We start from the raw sequence: 16,607 nt of genomic DNA, 5'->3' as shown, positions 1-16,607 counted from the left end.
ATGGCTTCGATGGCCTCGGGCATTCCATGGCCGCGGATCTTCTCCGAGCCGAACCGCGCCATGAGGCCAATCACGAGTCCGCCGGCGACGGGCAACGTGAGCACTTGCCACCACGGATGTCCGCTGCCCACGGCCACAAGGCTTGTCGAGAGGCGGCCGAAGAAGAAGAGATTTGTGGCAAGCCCGATGAGGCCCAAGAGCGCCCAGGCCGCAAGTGCCCCGAGCGCCCCGACCGGGATCGCGAGGGCCGCCACCAGGAGCATCCGCCGGTCGACGGCGAAATCGCCCAACTGATGGCCACGGTGCGTGCTCACGCGACCACCGCCCGGCTCAGCGACGCCGCCGAGAGGTGCCCATGGAGAGCGGTGAGACCGGCGGCGAGCTGGTCCCGCAGCTCCGGGTCGAGGTGCGCGAGAGCGTCCCGGAACTCGTCGTCGCGCCGGCGGAGGACAGCTTCAACGGCACCGCGGCCGACATCCGTCAGGGAAAGAAGGACGAGGCTGCGGTTTCCGGCAGAAGCGGAGCGCCGCACGTACCCTCCCGCGCACAGCCGGTCGGCCAAACGGGTCACCGAAGATCCGGAGACTTCAAGGACGTGCGCGAGGGCGCCGCTGGGCACCGTCCCGTGGTCGTGCAGGGCGAACAGCATGCGCATCTGCGGCAGGGAAAGGTCCGTGACCTCGTCCACGCTGCGCATGGCGACGGCGAGCAAGTCGCGCGTTGCCCGCTGGAGGGCATCGATGTGGCGGTCGAGAGGATTTAGCATACGACAACTATTGCACAATGCAAGGCTTGCGGTGGCACACGGCGCTAGTCTTGGCCCGCGCACGTTGTCCTGGATTGCCGTCCCGAGGGTGGTGCTGGTCCCGTCGGGTGCCTTCTTTGTCGCTTGCCGGGCGATATGGGACCACCGTGTTGCCTACCGACCTTCGCGTACCCGCGGATTGCGCCACCGACCCTCATGCGCGTCGGTGTGCGCTTCCAAGTTATTCACCGTGCAAGCGCCGACTGCGAGGTCAGGCGAAGTGGGGCGCCTTCTGCGCTGGCGAAGGGCCACGCCGACTGCCGTCGCGGCCGAGGCGATGAGGAGGGCGCTTGCAATTAGTCGCAACACAGTACGGGTCGATGTGTCTGAAGCGCGACGAGGGTGCGCGGCATCGCGTTTGTTTCGCGCTTCCGCCGCTGGAGTTGCGGGGTGTCCTGATTCCTCGCCTTCGTCCGTTGTTTTTGTGGCTGCCGGAGACGGGTGCTGGCTGCCGGTGCTGTTTTCGGATCGTCGGAGGATACCGCGCTTGCGCAGGTCGTCTTCGACTTGGGGGTCGGGAGCAGCTGCAATGCTGTTGGCGGCTACCGCTGCGGGGAGATCTACAATATAAGGCTTTCCGTAGGCCGCCTCGGATGCCACGGCATCCAGCCAGGCGCCCGGTTGCCTGGACAGGCCGCGCTCGGTGAACGCCTTGGTCAGCATTGCCTTGATTTGCGGCAGGCTCTTGCCACGGGCACGTCTGACAACGTCAAAGATGGCCAGCTGTCGCTGCACGTTATTCGGATTCGCTGGTGTTGGGCTTTCCACAGCTGGCCTCCCTCTTTGGACGGCCCGCGCGCCTACTGGTGCGTGATGCCGTTGTGTGAAATTTTGGTTTGGAGCTGTTTTATGGTGCCAGGAACCGGCACGGTCCGTTCCTCTAGTCTGCCTGCGCGGTACCCCAGGGCCGGTGGTTAGATGGATTGGCGGTAACCGAAGAACTCGTGGTCGTTGTTGTAGCCACCTTCTCCACCGCCGACCTGGGAGAAGTCGCTGACGAATTCGATGCCCTTGATCCATTTGACGAGTTTGAAGCCAAGCTGGACCTCGTTGCGCAACCGCAAGGGAGCGCCGTGACCATAGCTCAGCGGCGCGTTGTTCATGTCGTAGGCGAGCATGGTGAGGTGGTAGCTCATCTGTTCGATCGGCTGGGCGTCGTAGTAGATGCCGCCGTCGGATCCTTCCGCGAAGGAGTAGAAGATCACCCACTTCGCTTCGGGGTCGGGCTGAACCAGGTCGATGATGGTCTGCATGGATACCCCGCCCCATTTGGCGACTCCGGACCAGCCCTGGATGCAGAAGTGCTGGGTGATCTGCTCATGGTCTGCCAGGTTCCGCAGCTGGTTCAGATCGAGCTCCGTGGGGTTTTGGACGAGGCCGGAGATCCGGAGGCGATAGTCGGCGAAGCCTGTGGCCAGAAGCGTTTTGTATTCAGTGGATTCGGGGTACTTGCCGTTGTGCCACATGTACGGGGAGATGTCTTTTTCGGTGTATTGGCCCGGTTTGGAGTCGAGGTGCTCGAATAGGCGTTGCGCCGGGCCGATGAGCGCAAACCCAATCCGCTGGACCGTTCGCGGATGCCGGTAGGTGAACGGGGTAACACCCACCCAGATCACGATGATTATGGCCAGGGATGCGGCGAAGACCCAGAATCCGTACCAGTCGCCGGAATTGCGGTCCGCGTACATGTAGTTGAAGTTCCGTAATGCCTCGGTGGCGACCACCAGGGATACGTGCATCACGATGAACAGCAAGAACCAGACCATGACCAGGAAATGTAAAGACCGCGCAACCTGGATGCTGAAGACTCTGCTGATCCAACGGAATTTGGTAGACAACGCCGGGGACATGCCCAGCCCGGTGATGAACGCCAGCGGTGCGGCGATAAAGACCGTGATGAAGTAGGCCATGACCTGGAGACTGTTGTAGGCGACCCAGCTGTCGTCGGTCGGCCAGTTCAGCGAAGCGTACTGGATGGACATCGAGATGGCATTGGGGATGACGTCCCAAGTGGTGGGCACCAGGCGGAGCCACTGACCCGTGGTGAAGATGAGAATATAAAAGATCAGCCCGTTGAGCAGCCAGAGCGTGTCCATCCCGAGGTGCCACCAGCGCGCCAGTCCGATCGAGTGCCGCCGGCCCGGGAGTCCCACCCCGTTGGGGAGCGTGATGGAGTCCTGTTTGGCCGTGTACAGCGGGTCAGCAGGCACCGGTTTTTGCATCCGGAACCATTCCTTGCCCGGGGTAGAGTGCCGGGTCCAGTACAGCCGCGGGTGATCGGCGAGGATGGCCCATCCTGCCCGGATGATCGGGATCAGGAGCAGCATGTTGAAGAAGTGTTGCCAGCCGATCCAGACGGGGAAACCGGCCCGGGCTTCCGCACCCGGCGGCACGATCCGGCCGGGGAACTGCCGGATGAAATCAGCCACTGCCGGTACTCCGCGCAACCCCTTGGCGACGGCAACGGCGGTAATCAGCAGGACGAAGCCGATCGGCAGCAGCCATAGCAGATTGAACCACTTACTGGCCCCGATACGTATCCGCGGTGCCACCCCGTATTGCGCCGGGGCAGACCCGGCCCAGGAAGCATCGACGACGGTGTTCGCTTCTTGTGGAAGCTCCCCCCGGAAACCGGCCGGTGTTTGCGGTCCGCCGGTGGAGACTGTGGACCTGGAACGGTTCGGATGGCCATGATTGTGGTCTCTTGCCACGATGTGCCTTCAATTGTCGCAGCAGCTGCAGTTCGGGTGGATACCTGTTTGCTGATCCCAAGAATACGCTCCCGTCGCGGACACGCAACGGAACCAGCTGGCGTGCGTAGCATACGGTGCAGCCACCACATGTAGACAGGCTGCCGATCATATGCGCATCTGGCGGATCTGCGACTGGGACCTGGAGGTTTCCGAAGAAGCCCTTTGGGAGGACCATCCGTCTGGACGTTCAGCAGACCGCCAGAGCCATGCGGCCGGGTTACCAGAGTCAGCCGGCCAGGAGCTGGCGCAGGACGTAGGGCAGGATCCCGCCATGGACGTAGTAGGCTTCCTCGGCGGGCGTGGTGGCTCCGGCCAGCCCGGCTTCGCCGCGGGCGAGCAAAGACGGCGCCTCTCCATGCCGTGCGCTCAGGCCCCACAGGTCAGGTTCTACCGGATCCTCGGCGCCTGTGGTTCAGTTCAGTTATGCCGTCTCGATCCCCGGGAAAGCCACCAACGGCAAGTCTGGGTCCAGGCCTGAGGTGAAGCGCGGACCGACCCGTAACCTGTACTCTCGCCCTTCAAGGGAGAACTCCGGAGGGCAGATTGGCCGTTGGTGCAGCGGTCTACCGGCGCAGATGATCGTTGCCCGGTGGCTTCCGATCAGATCCTGGATGCCTTACTGTCCTGCCGTGCGTTTCGGTTCGGACGCCGGAGCGATGTCTGCGCCGGTCCGTCCCGGAAGAGTGGGTTCCGCCAACAGGGTGCGCGCATGGAGCACGTCCCCGATGAACCAGTCGTAGATCAGCACACCGATCACTCCACCGACGAGGGGGCCGACGATCGGGATCCAGAAATACCAGCTGAACGCTCCGTCAACGGTGCCCGGCAGTGCCGTCTGCCCCCACCCGGCGAGCCAGGCAAACAAGCGTGGTCCGAAGTCACGGGCAGGGTTGATGGCGTATCCGGCGTTCGCGCCCACGGACATGCCGATCGCCGCCACGGCCAGCCCGATCATGAACGGGCCCAGGTTCGACTGCACGGCCGTGTTGCGCATGTCGATGATGGCCACGACGAACAAGACGAGGAAAGCCGTGCCAACAATTTGGTCGACCAATGGACCCACGGGATTACCGTTGAAATACGGTGCCGGGAAGGTCGCGAAAATGGAGTAGGTCGCCAGCCCCTTTGGATCCGCGCGCCCGGTGCCGACAGCCTTGTTATAGGCGTCGATGGCATCGTGGTAGAGCAGGTACACCAGCGCGGCTCCGGCGAACGCGCCGACAATCTGGGCAAGGATGTAGGGGCCTACCTTTTTCCACGGGAACTTCCGCCGGACCGCGAAAGCCAGCGTCACGGCCGGATTGATGTGGGCCCCGCTGACCCCGCCGCCGACGTAGATTGCCATCGTTACCGCTATGGCCCATCCCCACGTGATCAACAGCCAGTCGCCGGCGGCCATGAAGATCGTGGTCGACGTCGCGGCCCGTCCCGAGCCGGGCAAGGCGGCAACCGCCATGGCCACAACCCCGTCGCCGAAAGCGATCAGCACAAATGTGCCGAGGAACTCGGCGAGGAGTTCACCCCAAGTACCACCCAGTTGCTTGAGGCCGCTTCCTTTGCGGACTGCATTCCTTAGTGGACTGACTTCACTCATTCCGAGTGCCTCCTTGAGTCATCCGATTCACCCTTGGAAATTGACAACCCCAGCAACTTCATGGTATGTCGAACGACCTACGGTAACCAGCCGATTGCCTTAGGTAACCAACGATTTTCCCTGGCATCCATGAGCCAAAGCGTTCCCGTGCCGGCCCACCGTTCCCTGTCGCGGAACAACGGTCCTCGCTAGACTTAAAGCGCGCTGTAGGAAGACGCGGAGTTCGTTTCGGGAAAGGCACGAACATGACCGACAACAGCAGCTTCGAAGACGCTGTCGATGAGGCGGGCACGGCGGAGAAGCCAGAAGAACCAGACCTGCGGGGCCGATACGTCGAAGGCGACTATGGCTCAGCCGGGGTTCAGAGCGGCCGCCATGCGGACGACGAGGAAGGCCAATACATCGAAGGGGATTACGGTGCGGCCGGCAGCGAAGGCGGACTTCCCGAACCTCTTGGAGAAAAGGCCAGGGAGTCGGGACGCTACGTGGAGGCCGACTTCGGCGAGACTGGATCGACCCCCGGCCGCACCGCCGAGTCCGAGATCGGCCGGTATTCAGAAGGTGACTACGGAACAGACGGCACCGTGGACCCGCTCCGCAAACCCGGCACCGGCGCCGGAACACAGCACACGTAAGCACCAACCCTGCCGAACCGGGCTTACCACTCAGGTCCGGCAGGGAATGGGCGCGCGCGATACCGTAGAAGCCCAAGCCGCTCACAAGGCCCCCTCGGCGAATACCCGGCACAGCAAATCGTTGTTCCCGACTCTGCCGCAATTATGCAGCGCGCGGAATCGGGAGATTCTTAGCCGCCTCGACTTCGCGTTCTCAACCAGAATCCCAACCGTGCAAATGAATCCTTGCTCTGGACGGGCACGGGAAGAAGAGTCAAGAATGAGCCAGCACGGGCCACCGGGATCCTGCCCGGGCTCCTCCTGCCCGGCTCGACTGATGGTTCGGGACCGAAGATGAAGGCAGTTGTTGTCGGGGCAGGGATCGCGGGACTAGTCGCCGCCCGCCAGATCGGTTTGGCCGGCTGGGACGTGGAGGGCCACTGACCACCCGCAGGCCGGGAACCGTGAAATGTCGGGCGGGCCGCCGCACCAGGGCGAACCCAACGCTGCTGGTCACCAGCGGCGGCCTGCCGTTCACCGCCATCAACACGCGCGGCCCCCGGGGTGGGAAACCATCCTAGAAGCCAGGAACGACTCCCACCCGGTCCGCCGGCGCGGCCCGGATGCGTTGTGCACCCAATACCCACAACCACCCCGGCCAACCAGCCACAGACTGTGGACAACCCCGGCCCGGGCGTCCACAGAAAAGACCCGGCGCGCCCCCGGTCCTCGGGCGCCGCCAGAGCAATCTCTCTTTCGGAGCCCGGCCAGAAGCAGCGAGGACGGGATTCCTCAGATCCTGGCGGGATGATCAGCACGTAGCTGCCAGCCGCCCCACAGTTTCAGTGAGTGGCCGTTTCCCCTGCTTCACCTATTTTCTGTGACACGAATCACGGAAAGCACGGACTTGAAGACAAGAGACTTTCTGCGTTCCTTCCGGATCCTGCAAGATGGTCCGGAAGCGGGACATCGGCTGGAGCCAGCTCCGGGCGCGCACCGCAACAGTCGCACAGGATGGCGGAAGGCCCTGCCTGACCAGGCGACGTCGGCGGACACTTCGACAACGATTGGTTCCACCTAGGTCAGGCGCACCGGCTCTCTGTCCTTGCTGAACCGGTCCAACAAGGTGGGCGGGATCTCTTCGGGCCACGAGTGACGCCCGAGAGGCTGGCGCAAATACCTGCCCAGGGTTCTGGACGGCGCGGCACTCAACTCAGTGGACCGGCCGACCATCCAAAGCCGGCCATGCGTCGGCAGCCCCACAACAACGGTTGAAGGAGCGCCCATGGGACCCGTCACGCCCGCACAGACAACGTCCAGGACATCGTGGTGCTTGCCTTCAATCACTGCCACTTTCCGCCCACGTACAGCTGGGAAGCAACCCTTGACCTTCCCCGTCAACTCGAGCGTGTTGAAGCATAGAGCTTCTGCGAGAGGCCCTTCCTTCGACGTGACTCTCGGCGGTAGCGTGCACGTGCGGCGCGGGTGCCTTTCACTGTCGGGACGTGGTTCTAAGATGGAGAGAGGTTTTCCCTATTCGGATGCCGCTGCAGGTCGTGCTGCTGGCGGCTGCGGATATCATCGACAGAGGACAGATCATGCCAGGCAGGCCGCGGCTAAACGACGAACCACTCCAGGGGGCTGCCGCCTCACTCCTTAACGGCCTTGGCGTCCTTGAAGCGTTCTCGATCGGAAAGCCCGCGCTGGGGGTAACGGAGATAGCGCAGAAGGTCAATCTGCATAAGAGCACTGTCTCCAGGATTCTCACCGGACTGGCCAAAGCCGGGTATGTGGAACGCGACGATGAGACAGGACGCTTCCGGCTTGGTCTGGGCCTGATAGGCCTCTCCGGTCCCCTGCTCGCGGAGCTTGACGTCCGCCGCGCCGCACACGCCCAGCTGGAACAACTCACGGCCACAACCGGGGAAACAAGCACATTGGCCGTATGGAACGGGGCCGAGGCAATTGTCGTGGAGGAGATCCCCAGCCCGCACCAGGTTAAACACACCGCGGCAGTCGGGACACGCTACAACCAGTACGAGAGCTCTTCGGTGCGGGTGTTTCTTGCCCAGCTCCCCTTTGCCAAGGCGGAGCAGCTTCTAGAGGCAGGGCGAATCACCCATTCGCCAGAATCGGGCCCGGACGGCGACTTCCGGCAACACCTCGCAACTGTCAAGGAACAAGGCTACGCCGTGAACGACGGCTTCACCTCTTTTGAGGAAGTAGGCATCTCCGCCGTCGTACGGGACTACCGGGACGAGGTCGTGGGTTGCATCATGCTGGCGGCACCACGTTCCCGCACCGGATCTGACCGGATTGCTGAACATTCAGACAGCGTGATGGCAGCCGCCCTTTCCGTCTCGGCCCGCCTCGGCCACCGGCCGGCGGTGCATCAGCCGGCCGGAAGCCAGCACGCTGCGGACATCTGACTTCCACGACCCGAACATCCTCGAGGAGGGCATGCAACACCTCAGCATCCCCCGAGGGCGGACATGACCCACCCGATTTTTCTGACTCCTAAAACGCCTGTCTCCTGGCCTTGGTTTCCGCGCAGCTGCAGGGCAGCCAGGCGGTAAGGAAATGGTCAGCGGTCACCGAGGTCGCTAATGCGTGTCTATGTCACGCCCGGCCAGCAGGTACTACGGCGTACGCTTCTGACATGGAAGCCCAGTTTGAGGTAGAGATGTTATTTGAGCACGAGTACCTGGTGCGTGCCCGGGCCGCGGGGGAAGTGATCGAGACTCGGATCATGGTCGAGCCAGGCGTACTGGAGCAGCTGGGCCTGGAGGGTGCGGACGAGCGGCAGGTGGTCAAGGAGACTGCGGTGTTTTTGGCGGACCATCAGCCCCTCATTGATTTTCCACCTTTGCTCGATTTGGCTGACGTTATCGCCAGCTACGACGACTTTCCTGAACAGCTCAGGCGGCACCTTCCAGCTGATCACTGAATGACTACTTGCCGCTTTACGGGCCGGATCCGGCGCCCGGGCCAACGGTGAGCCGAGCCGGTTGGTCGGTCAGGCGTACAGGTAGCTGTCGAAGATTGAACGCGGCTGTTGTGCCGGGTCAGGATGGGCTATGACGACGCGAAGGCCGTCGGGGTCCCGACCTTCGACAAACGTGACCTCGCCGGCTGTGTGGGTGTTTGTGTAACTGCCCGCGTCCTTCAGTGCCTATTCGAAATATTCCAGGCCTTGGGCGCTCTCCGTGGCCCACATCAGCAGGTGGTGTCCCAGCCCGCCCGGGTGGCGCTGAACACGTTTCCCGCGTTCGATGATATAAAGCTGGAAGCCTTCCGGGGTCAGGAGAAGGGCAGCGTCATCCGAGCGGAGGGTTACTACACATCCAAACAGGTCGCGGTAAAAGGTTACGGACCGGTCAAGTTCGGATACGAACAGAACGGATGATGCGACCTTGGCTGAATACCTCATTCAGTCATTCTTGACCTGCCGGGCTGCAAATGGCCGGCACCACCAGGCAGGTCAGTCATCGGAAGCCAAACCAAGCCGCGCAGGGGACTCCAGGGTGCCATGCTGGCGACGAGACCCGTGGGTGCCGTCACGCCTGTGTTCCGCCGGGGTGTGGCTCATTCTGTCGGCCTCGTGAGCCGGGCGCAGCAGGCTGAGCCCTCGGGTGCGGGCTCGACCCGGTGCTGCTTGTCGTTGCACCCGTCAAGAGCGCCTTGGAGAAGTGCCGTGTTGAGTCCGCAGACGAGCTGGGTGTTCCTGGTGAGGCGGTCGAACGGGCAGTTGGTGAGAACCAGGCCCCGGGCGTCAGCCTCCGGTTCAAAACCGTTGTCGGCCAGGGCTTTCTCGACGTTTCCTGCGAGCAGCCCGAGCCGCTGGCCTTCGGCGTAGGCAACGGCGCGAAGTGCCTCCGCCACCGGATCTCCCGTTTGGATCGAGGTTTCGATTGCCGACGCCAGCAGGCGTCCTGCCAGTTCATACTCCCGGGCTGGAAAGGACAGGTGGACCTCGTCAACGGCCGGCCTGTACAGCTTGGTCGGACGTCCGGAGCCTGGACCGGTTTTGGGGCCGAGCTTCCTGCTTTCGGTTTCCAGGAAGCCATCGCGCACCATCCTCTCCAAGTGAAAGGACGCCGTGCTGGGGGCGAGGTTCAACTTTCTAACCAGCTGGTCCCGACTCATGGGCACGGGACTGCGTATCAGTGCCTGGTAAATAGAGCGCCGCACGGGGTCCGCCAGCGAGGCAGCGTCCGGACCCTGGGTTGGAATCGATGAAGGATTCATATGGAAATTAGATCACCTCCAGAAGGGCTTGACGGTCCCAATTATACGTTCTAAGTTCAATTTATTCGACTTTAGAGGGCAGTCGTGCTTCCCTCAGGACTCCGCTCCAGTCGCATTCATCCGACGCGATCGAAGGTACGAGGTTCCACTGTGTCACTACCAAGAACGAAGTTGGTCAAGAAGGAAGAAGTAGCCGAACAAACCATGGCCTTCATGTTCGAGAAGCCTGCTGGATTCACCTATAAGGCCGGCCAATTCGCGGACTACACGCTGATTGACCCCCAGGACACTGACGAGGAGAAATACCCGCGGATTCTCGCTTTCGAGTGCCCCGTATGAGCCCAATCTGATGTGCACGACCCGCATGCGTGACACCGCGTTCAAACGGGTTCTCAAAGACATGCCCATCGGGACCGAGCTAGAGCTGGATGCCCCCTATGGATCGTTTACCTTGCACAACAAGGTCGCCAGGCCCGCGGTCTTCCTCACCGGCGGGATCGGAATCACACCGGTACGCAGCATTGCCCTGCAGTCGGTCCACGACCAGACAGGGCACACGATCTTTGTGTTCGCCTCCAACAAGCGGCCCGAGGACGCAGCCTTCCTGGACGAGTCAAATGCCGACATCACCTTCGTTGCCACCATGACCGAACCCGAGAATTCGCACCAGCACTGGGACGGAGAGACCGGGGTCATCGATCAGGAGATGATCTCCAGATACGTGGAGGATCTGAGCACTCCGATCTATTACCTTTGCGGCCCAGCCGGCTTGGTCCGAGCCATGCGCAGTCTCCTTAATGGCGCGGGCGTGGACGATGACGACATCCGCACAGAGGAGTTCACCGGATACTGAAATGCAAACCTGACCGGCGCGAAAGCAACACACCTCGGCGCGCTCTCTCAAGGCCGGATCGAGCGCAACTCGCGTGCGCCGGCCATGGTCAATCGGGTGCCCGGCAGGCATCCCGCCGGACAGGATCGCCCGCCTCAACGGGGATGTGTTGTCGCATTACGTAAGGCCAAATCCTGGCTCGTGCGTTGCTTGCTTCGTAGCACCTCACCTGCGGGGCTACCATGAGACAGACCCGAACAGCCGAGAAGAAGACGTCATGTCAGCCATGCAGCGGCTGCGTATCAGGAGACTGACCCGGTGGCATAAGACAGTGCTGGTGGAATTCCGACTTCCGTGATGGGCCCCCTCCTGACCCTGCTGATTCCCACGTTCGCTTAGGTCCTTTGCGGACCGGACAGATTGAGGTGTAAACGTGCAGAAATATTCCCTCGATGCTTTGGCCCGTGAGCTGCTGGGGCGCGCGGCCGCAGCCGGTGGCGGCCACACAGCTGACACAGTTGTCGGTGGCCACGAGCGCGTGCTCCGTCAGACGGTCATTGCGCTGGTACAAGGTACGTCCCTGGCGGAACACGAGAATCCCGGTGAGGCGACGGTGCACGTGTTGCTTGGCAGGGTCCGGCTGAGCGCCGGTAAGGTGTCATGGGAGGGCCGTCCCGGTGACCTGCTCATCGTTCCCGACACGCGCCACAGTCTCCACGCGCTGGAGGACTCGGCCGTTCTGCTGACGGTCGCCAAACTGGACGACAGCCCGAAGCGGTAGAGGGTTCCGGAGGCCCACGGCACTGGCTTCACCATGCTCTCCACCGACTCTCAAGAACATCATTAAAACCGCGTTGCCGGTGCAGCATTCGGCCCGGCGGACGCGGGCCAACAAGGTCCGGGCGGTTGCGTCAACGACGGCTCCACGTTCGAAGCATCGGGACCCAGGTGCTTTCCATCCGTTTGCTCGGTGGACGTTCGGCGAAATGATCCCGGACACATCGGCGCGACCGTCGCCCGAGGGGCGCTCCCCGCTGTCGCGGATCCGAGTGCGGACCGACTGCCTGCGTTCGGATCCTCCCAACAGAAAGTCACGGATCTCCGATTCGGGCACACCGAGTCGACAAGGGCCACCGACGACGCTCGGCATTACCGTGGCGGTCTCAGCAGCAGGAAACCCACCGAAGCGCGGGCAGCGATTGCCAATTAGAGGTCGGAATTTCCGGTATTCCCATTAGCCGGCCGCGGGCCATTACGCCGCGTACGGCTGCGCCGAGCAGAGGACCTACCCCCGTCGTCATGACGGGATGCCATCACGCGAAGGATCGGGGATCAGGACGACGGGGCAGCGGGCGTGGGCCACCACATGCTGACTCACCGAGCCCAGCAACGCGCCAACGAAACCTCCGTGGCCCCGGGAACCGACCACCAGCATGGCAGCGTCCCGGCCTGCACGAACGAGCACTTCTGCGGGGTGTCCCTCGACGGCCTCCCACGTGATCGCCACGCTCTGGCCCTCTCCGGCCTCTTTCCCGAGCCGGGTGATCTCGGTGTCGGCGGCACCGGCCAAAATTGTTCCCGAATCACCGGACGGGTCCATGCCCAGCCCCCACACATCGGGGCCACCGAAGTACCGGGGATATTGCCAGGCCATGACGAGATGGAGACCAGCGCCGCGCAGCCGTGCTTCCCCGACTGCCCAGTGCACTGCGGCCAGCGACCCATCCGATCCGTCCACCCCCACAACAATCCTTGCTCCATGCGGGCTGCTCGCCACGCGGACGTCGTCGGATTCAGCTGTGTCAGTAGCAGTCCCGTTGTCAGCCATCGATCGGTTCCTTCCGAAAGTCTTTCTCCTGGGGCGTGCGCGCCGTGGCCCTCTACCGTCGGAGCATGTCTGCCAGGACGGTCGCCTCACTGATGTCGGCCGCCCTCGTGGCCGTCAGCAGCGTCAGCCTGGAGCCCCTGGCGAGTTCGCGCAGGTGGTCAAGGGCCTGCGCCCGGACAGGGTCTTCAAGTTCGGCTTTGTAGCGCTCGGTGAATTCAACGAACTTGGCTGGGTCGTGCCCGTACCACTTGCGCAGTTCCGTTGACGGGGAGACGTCCTTGCACCACTCCTGCAGTGCTGCCTTGGCTTTGGTCATCCCGCGGGGCCAGATATGATCGACCAGGACCCGTGTTCCGTCGTCGTCGTTGACTGCGTCGTAGACCCGGCGCACCTGTACATCCGTTTTGGTCGACATTCTCCAGCCTCCAAGCTGACCTGCGCCCCCGTGCTGCTCCCATCGGAAGAGTGGCGTCCGATGCAATCGAAAGTCCCCCGTCTTTGGCCCCGCTTACATTATGCTCCCCACCGGTCCTTCGAATACGCGATACAGATCACCGTGCCCCCGGAGCCGGTACGACACGCGGCCTAGTGCGGCCGCCCTGGCTTCGGATTCGCCGGCCCTAACCTGCCTTCCTCTGAGGAGAACGCCGAATCCGGGTCATTGAGGACGTGTGTGCCGAGGGTGTCCGGGGTCCGGTATGAGGACGATCGGGCAGCTGGCGTGGGCCACCACATGCTGGCTCACCGAGCCCAGCAACGCCCCGACGAATCCGCCATGGCCGCGCGATCCCACCACCAGGGCGGCGGCGCTCTCGGCAGACTGAACCAGCACCTGCGCCGGGTGACCCTCGACGGCCTCACAGCTGATCTTCACGCCGCTACCCTTCACCGATTCCTTCGCGAGGCGGGTGATTTCAACGGTGGCCATGGCCATGACGGGGTCGGTATCACTCGACGGGCCGCCCGTGCCGACCGCCCAGCCGTTCGTAGCACCCGGACCCGTAATTCGCTCCCACGCTATTACCGCATGGACGGCGGCTCCGCGCAGATGGGCCTCTTTGACTGCCCATGCCAATGCCGCGAGTGATCCGTCCGACCCGTCCACACCGACCACAATCCGTCCGGACAGATCCTGGGCATGGGCGTCTGGGGTGGTACCCGTCGGCACGCTTTCCCCCGCGGGGGCGGGGATGAGAATGACCGGGCAACGGGCACGGGCCACCACATGCTGGCTCACCGAGCCCAGCAGCACCCCGGCGAATCCGCCGTTGCCCCGCGAACCCACCACGAGAGCCCCGGCACCCTCGGCCGCCCGGACCAGCACCTCTGCCGGGTGCCCCTCCACGGCCTCCCATGTAATATCTGCGTTCTGACCCTCGCCGGCCTCCTTGCCGAGCCTTTCAACCTCGGTTTCGGCGGCATGGGCCATCGTCTGGCGGCTAACACCCGAGGAGTCCATGATCATCGTCCACACCGTCGCAGGCCAGTAGGACTGTGGATGCCGCCAGGCCATCACGACGTGGACGGCGGCTCCGCCCAATTGTGCTTCCGAAACGGCCCACCGCAGGGCAACCAGCGATCCTTCCGACCCGTCCACTCCGACTACAAGCCTCCCGCGGTGGTTGTCGACGGTATCCGACCCCTCCGGTTGGGATAGTGCTCCCGTTTCGCTCATTGTCTTCATCCTTTCGGGGATACTTAACGCCGAACTGTCGATGTCGCCCGCGGCGGGAATGGCCTCCGGGGTAACGCGCTGGCCACGTCTGGCGTTCACGTCGGCGCCAGTGACCTCATCCACTCCTACCTCTGGAGATGACGAGGACGATCACTACGGCACCGCATCCAGTCAGCCTCCGAAAAAGGCTCCTTGACTTCCACCGGGAACCCTCCTATGGTCGGAATACTAACATTAAAGATGTTGGATTTAGAATCCGCGCACCGCCACTGTGAGCTGCGTGACCTCGCCAAAGGTTGAGGAAAGGTATCAGAGGAGGTTCCCGATGCCGTTGTCGGACAGAGAGCGGAAAGTACTTAAAGAGCTTGAGCTGGACTTAGCCGCTGACGATCCACGCCTGGCCCAGGAACTCTCGTCCGGGTCTGTTGAGAACAGGTTCAGGGCAAGCTCCTACTTCGGCGCGGTTGCGTGCCTGATCGGGGTTGTGTTGCTCATCGCGGGAGTCGCTTCGCAAATCGTTGTCGTCGGCGTCGGCGGCTTCCTGCTGATGGGGACAGGTACCTACCTTCTCGTGGGGAACGGCTTCGCCAGCCATATTGTCCGGCCTGAGCCATTGAAGCCCCCTTCAGGTTGATGCTGCTGCGGCTTCCGGAGGTCAGGGAATGCAACCAGAGCCGGGCCGCAGAAAGGTGAGAAACATGGACACATCAGAGTTAGCAACAGACGATATCCGGGTCCACAGCGAAGCCCCGGCCGAAGGGGACACCTCCCGGGAATTTCCCGAGATCCGCTTCCACTCCCAGGACCCCGCCGAAGGATCTGACGGGATCACTGAAGCTGACACCAACAAACAAGGGCAACCGGAACCCTAGCCCCGGTACCCAGCCGGTCCTGGCTGAGTTCATTAGGTCGCTCACTGGACCAACGCGCCCCTAGGAGGATGCACTGCCGTGACAGGAATATTCGAACTGGTGGAACCCAGCCGTGGAGCCTTTGAGTTCAGGCTTGTTTCCGGTACAGGGAAGGTGCTGGCCGTGTCCGGAACATACAGAGACAAGGACTCAGCGGTCGCGGCCATGCGCCTTGCACGACAATGCGCGGCAACAGCACTTGTCCAAGACCACACGACGGGTCCGCCGCAGCCCCCAACGCCATCGAAGGCAAAATCAGGGCGCGGCCAAGGGGCGCCGTCGCGATGGTTCGGATGAAAAGAGTCCGAACTTGAGTCGTTTGTGCATCCTTCCCCATACCGGGAACGGGTGAGTCACGCTGGCGAGTGATGGAAGAGGCGCTCCCAGCTCAATCAACTAGCAACATCAGCAATTAGAAGGAGACTATCGTGGCTGCCACCTCAATTCCTGTCCCCGCCGACGGCGGGATCAGCCGGGCCCTGCACCGTGCACGCGTGGAACCTGCCTATGCGGCGTTCCTGACGTTGTTGGCCGGTTTCGTTGTCCTCCCCATTGTCTTCGGCCTGGACAAGTTCACCAACCTCCTGACGAACTGGGAAGGATACCTGGCTCCATGGCTTGTCGCCTTGCTGCCTTTCAGCGCGCACACGGCAATGCTCATCGTGGGCGTCGTGGAGATTGTCGCCGGGATCCTGATTGCCATCAAACCGCGCTACGCCGCGTACGTGGTGGCATTTTGGCTGGCGGGCATCATCATCAACCTGTTGACATACTCAGGCTTCTACGACGTTGCCCTGCGCGATTTTGGGCTCCTCGTCGCCGCACTGGCCCTGGCGCAGCTGGCACGCACCTATGACCACGGGAGCGGCCGTCAAGACCACGCGAACGCTGAGAATCGGTCGCGTTGACACGGAGGCCCTCGAAGCTAGAGCCGGCCTCGCTTCCACCTTGTAGCTTCGCCGTTAAGCCGGTGCTGTTCCATGGACGAGGCTGATAGCCGTGATAGGAGAACGCTTCAATGGAGAATCCGAGTCTCATAACCAGATTGATGCAGTGGACTCAGCGACTTGTGATGAGCATCTTAGGCCCTGCGGACAGAGCTGATGGGGAAACTCCGGTCATCCACAGAAACGATGACAGGGAAATAGCATCCAAGGAGCAACTTGCTGACATCGACGTGGAACGCGACAACGAGGGGCATTCCTGGGCATTCCGGAAAACGCGTCCGGAAAACTGACGGCTGCATGGTTCCCACGTAAAGCCCTGGTTCGTCAGTCCGGCTTCCCGGGATGGACAGGTTTAGAAACGCGCCGGCCCCGGTACAGTCCTGCAGGACACAAAGGAACG

General features: G+C 62.7%; 21 protein-coding genes. 10 read left to right on the top strand and 11 right to left on the bottom strand.

Features of this window, described 5'->3' with window-relative positions:
- From ABEA18_RS02520 to ABEA18_RS02500, 5 genes are all read right to left on the bottom strand, one after another.
- A partial coding sequence (locus tag ABEA18_RS02520) for a hypothetical protein (protein WP_345447760.1) occupies positions 1 to 314 on the bottom strand: 314 nt, incomplete at its 3' end.
- Positions 311 to 766, bottom strand: a complete 456-nt coding sequence (locus tag ABEA18_RS02515) for a MarR family winged helix-turn-helix transcriptional regulator (RefSeq protein ID WP_345447758.1) — start codon at positions 764 to 766, stop codon at positions 311 to 313. The genes ABEA18_RS02515 and ABEA18_RS02520, both read right to left, overlap by 4 nt.
- Before the next feature lie 153 nt (positions 767 to 919).
- The gene (locus tag ABEA18_RS02510) at positions 920 to 1,573 is read right to left on the bottom strand and encodes a hypothetical protein (RefSeq protein ID WP_345447756.1); all 654 of its coding nucleotides are present in this window, start codon (positions 1,571 to 1,573) and stop codon (positions 920 to 922) included.
- A 146-nt stretch (positions 1,574 to 1,719) separates the two neighbouring features.
- Positions 1,720 to 3,516, bottom strand: coding sequence for a molybdopterin-dependent oxidoreductase (locus ABEA18_RS02505; protein ID WP_345447754.1), 1,797 nt, complete (start codon positions 3,514 to 3,516; stop codon positions 1,720 to 1,722).
- 658 nt (positions 3,517 to 4,174) lie between these two features.
- Positions 4,175 to 5,152, bottom strand: a complete 978-nt coding sequence (locus ABEA18_RS02500) for an MIP/aquaporin family protein (RefSeq protein WP_345447752.1) — start codon at positions 5,150 to 5,152, stop codon at positions 4,175 to 4,177.
- Between the two features lie 245 nt (positions 5,153 to 5,397).
- On the opposite strand from ABEA18_RS02500, the gene ABEA18_RS02495 reads away from it, so the two are divergent.
- Positions 5,398 to 5,787: a hypothetical protein gene (locus tag ABEA18_RS02495; RefSeq protein WP_345447750.1), complete on the top strand. Its 390-nt coding sequence runs from the start codon at positions 5,398 to 5,400 to the stop codon at positions 5,785 to 5,787.
- Between the two features lie 1,056 nt (positions 5,788 to 6,843).
- Here the strand turns inward: ABEA18_RS02495 and ABEA18_RS02490 are convergent.
- Positions 6,844 to 7,113, bottom strand: a complete 270-nt coding sequence (locus ABEA18_RS02490; RefSeq protein ID WP_345447748.1) for a hypothetical protein — start codon at positions 7,111 to 7,113, stop codon at positions 6,844 to 6,846.
- 194 nt (positions 7,114 to 7,307) lie between these two features.
- On the opposite strand from ABEA18_RS02490, the gene ABEA18_RS02485 reads away from it, so the two are divergent.
- Together ABEA18_RS02485 and ABEA18_RS02480 are read left to right on the top strand one after the other, a co-directional pair.
- Positions 7,308 to 8,195: an IclR family transcriptional regulator gene (locus ABEA18_RS02485; protein WP_345447746.1), complete on the top strand. Its 888-nt coding sequence runs from the start codon at positions 7,308 to 7,310 to the stop codon at positions 8,193 to 8,195.
- 230 nt (positions 8,196 to 8,425) lie between these two features.
- Entirely contained in the window at positions 8,426 to 8,713 is a 288-nt protein-coding gene (locus ABEA18_RS02480; protein ID WP_345447744.1) for a hypothetical protein, read from the top strand.
- A gap of 225 nt (positions 8,714 to 8,938) precedes the next feature.
- Here ABEA18_RS02480 and ABEA18_RS02475 read toward each other — a convergent pair whose 3' ends face one another.
- Positions 8,939 to 9,196 (bottom strand): VOC family protein, encoded by a 258-nt coding sequence (locus ABEA18_RS02475; RefSeq protein ID WP_345447742.1) that lies wholly within the window; start codon positions 9,194 to 9,196, stop codon positions 8,939 to 8,941.
- Positions 9,197 to 9,351: 155 nt separating this feature from the next.
- A complete protein-coding gene (locus ABEA18_RS02470) occupies positions 9,352 to 10,014 on the bottom strand; it encodes a helix-turn-helix transcriptional regulator (protein WP_345447740.1) in 663 nt (220 codons plus the stop codon).
- A gap of 150 nt (positions 10,015 to 10,164) precedes the next feature.
- On the opposite strand from ABEA18_RS02470, the gene ABEA18_RS02465 reads away from it, so the two are divergent.
- The 3 genes from ABEA18_RS02465 to ABEA18_RS02455 all read left to right on the top strand — a co-directional run bounded on the left by ABEA18_RS02465 (position 10,165) and on the right by ABEA18_RS02455 (position 11,627).
- Positions 10,165 to 10,353 carry a hypothetical protein gene (locus ABEA18_RS02465; RefSeq protein ID WP_345447738.1) on the top strand — a complete coding sequence of 63 codons (189 nt, stop codon included), beginning with the start codon at positions 10,165 to 10,167 and terminating at the stop codon, positions 10,351 to 10,353.
- 10 nt (positions 10,354 to 10,363) lie between these two features.
- A complete protein-coding gene (locus ABEA18_RS02460) occupies positions 10,364 to 10,867 on the top strand; it encodes an FAD-dependent oxidoreductase (RefSeq protein WP_345447737.1) in 504 nt (167 codons plus the stop codon).
- A 412-nt stretch (positions 10,868 to 11,279) separates the two neighbouring features.
- On the top strand, positions 11,280 to 11,627 hold the full coding sequence (locus tag ABEA18_RS02455; RefSeq protein ID WP_345447736.1) for a cupin domain-containing protein: 348 nt from the start codon (positions 11,280 to 11,282) through the stop codon (positions 11,625 to 11,627).
- A 516-nt stretch (positions 11,628 to 12,143) separates the two neighbouring features.
- Here ABEA18_RS02455 and ABEA18_RS02450 read toward each other — a convergent pair.
- The 3 genes from ABEA18_RS02450 to ABEA18_RS02440 form a co-directional block, all read right to left on the bottom strand.
- Positions 12,144 to 12,674 (bottom strand): universal stress protein, encoded by a 531-nt coding sequence (locus ABEA18_RS02450; RefSeq protein ID WP_345447734.1) that lies wholly within the window; start codon positions 12,672 to 12,674, stop codon positions 12,144 to 12,146.
- A gap of 52 nt (positions 12,675 to 12,726) precedes the next feature.
- Positions 12,727 to 13,089 carry a DUF488 domain-containing protein gene (locus tag ABEA18_RS02445; protein WP_345447732.1) on the bottom strand — a complete coding sequence of 121 codons (363 nt, stop codon included), beginning with the start codon at positions 13,087 to 13,089 and terminating at the stop codon, positions 12,727 to 12,729.
- A gap of 243 nt (positions 13,090 to 13,332) precedes the next feature.
- Complete coding sequence (locus ABEA18_RS02440) at positions 13,333 to 14,349, bottom strand: universal stress protein (protein ID WP_345447730.1); 1,017 nt, start codon at positions 14,347 to 14,349, stop codon at positions 13,333 to 13,335.
- Between the two features lie 280 nt (positions 14,350 to 14,629).
- Here ABEA18_RS02440 and ABEA18_RS02435 point away from each other — a divergent pair, with 280 nt between their 5' ends.
- The 4 genes from ABEA18_RS02435 (at position 14,630) to ABEA18_RS02425 (ending at position 16,168) form a co-directional block, all read left to right on the top strand.
- On the top strand, positions 14,630 to 14,983 hold the full coding sequence (locus ABEA18_RS02435; protein WP_345447726.1) for a DUF3040 domain-containing protein: 354 nt from the start codon (positions 14,630 to 14,632) through the stop codon (positions 14,981 to 14,983).
- Positions 14,984 to 15,047: 64 nt separating this feature from the next.
- Positions 15,048 to 15,221 (top strand): hypothetical protein, encoded by a 174-nt coding sequence (locus ABEA18_RS02430; RefSeq protein ID WP_345447724.1) that lies wholly within the window; start codon positions 15,048 to 15,050, stop codon positions 15,219 to 15,221.
- Positions 15,222 to 15,299: 78 nt separating this feature from the next.
- Entirely contained in the window at positions 15,300 to 15,557 is a 258-nt protein-coding gene (locus ABEA18_RS24595; protein WP_425550465.1) for a YegP family protein, read from the top strand.
- Positions 15,558 to 15,688: 131 nt separating this feature from the next.
- Positions 15,689 to 16,168, top strand: a complete 480-nt coding sequence (locus ABEA18_RS02425; RefSeq protein ID WP_345447722.1) for a hypothetical protein — start codon at positions 15,689 to 15,691, stop codon at positions 16,166 to 16,168.
- Positions 16,169 to 16,607: the final 439 nt, after the last annotated feature.

Origin of the sequence: Arthrobacter gyeryongensis (genome assembly GCF_039543785.1) — a bacterium.
Classification (GTDB): Bacteria; Actinomycetota; Actinomycetes; order Actinomycetales; family Micrococcaceae; genus Arthrobacter; species Arthrobacter gyeryongensis.
This window is presented reverse-complemented; position numbering and strand designations above follow the sequence as displayed.

What these genes read in the sequence shown, in the direction of transcription:
- ABEA18_RS02470 (WP_345447740.1), bottom strand. Translation starts at nt 10,014, where the DNA reads ATGAATCCTTCATCGATTCCAACCCAGGGTCCGGACGCTGCCTCGCTG.
- ABEA18_RS02515 (WP_345447758.1), bottom strand. Translation starts at nt 766, where the DNA reads ATGCTAAATCCTCTCGACCGCCACATCGATGCCCTCCAGCGGGCAACG.
- ABEA18_RS02480 (WP_345447744.1), top strand. Translation starts at nt 8,426, where the DNA reads ATGGAAGCCCAGTTTGAGGTAGAGATGTTATTTGAGCACGAGTACCTG.
- ABEA18_RS02445 (WP_345447732.1), bottom strand. Translation starts at nt 13,089, where the DNA reads ATGTCGACCAAAACGGATGTACAGGTGCGCCGGGTCTACGACGCAGTC.
- ABEA18_RS02450 (WP_345447734.1), bottom strand. Translation starts at nt 12,674, where the DNA reads ATGGCTGACAACGGGACTGCTACTGACACAGCTGAATCCGACGACGTC.
- ABEA18_RS02460 (WP_345447737.1), top strand. Translation starts at nt 10,364, where the DNA reads ATGTGCACGACCCGCATGCGTGACACCGCGTTCAAACGGGTTCTCAAA.
- ABEA18_RS02485 (WP_345447746.1), top strand. Translation starts at nt 7,308, where the DNA reads ATGCCGCTGCAGGTCGTGCTGCTGGCGGCTGCGGATATCATCGACAGA.
- ABEA18_RS02500 (WP_345447752.1), bottom strand. Translation starts at nt 5,152, where the DNA reads ATGAGTGAAGTCAGTCCACTAAGGAATGCAGTCCGCAAAGGAAGCGGC.
- ABEA18_RS02440 (WP_345447730.1), bottom strand. Translation starts at nt 14,349, where the DNA reads ATGAGCGAAACGGGAGCACTATCCCAACCGGAGGGGTCGGATACCGTC.
- ABEA18_RS02495 (WP_345447750.1), top strand. Translation starts at nt 5,398, where the DNA reads ATGACCGACAACAGCAGCTTCGAAGACGCTGTCGATGAGGCGGGCACG.
- ABEA18_RS02430 (WP_345447724.1), top strand. Translation starts at nt 15,048, where the DNA reads ATGGACACATCAGAGTTAGCAACAGACGATATCCGGGTCCACAGCGAA.
- ABEA18_RS02475 (WP_345447742.1), bottom strand. Translation starts at nt 9,196, where the DNA reads ATGAGGTATTCAGCCAAGGTCGCATCATCCGTTCTGTTCGTATCCGAA.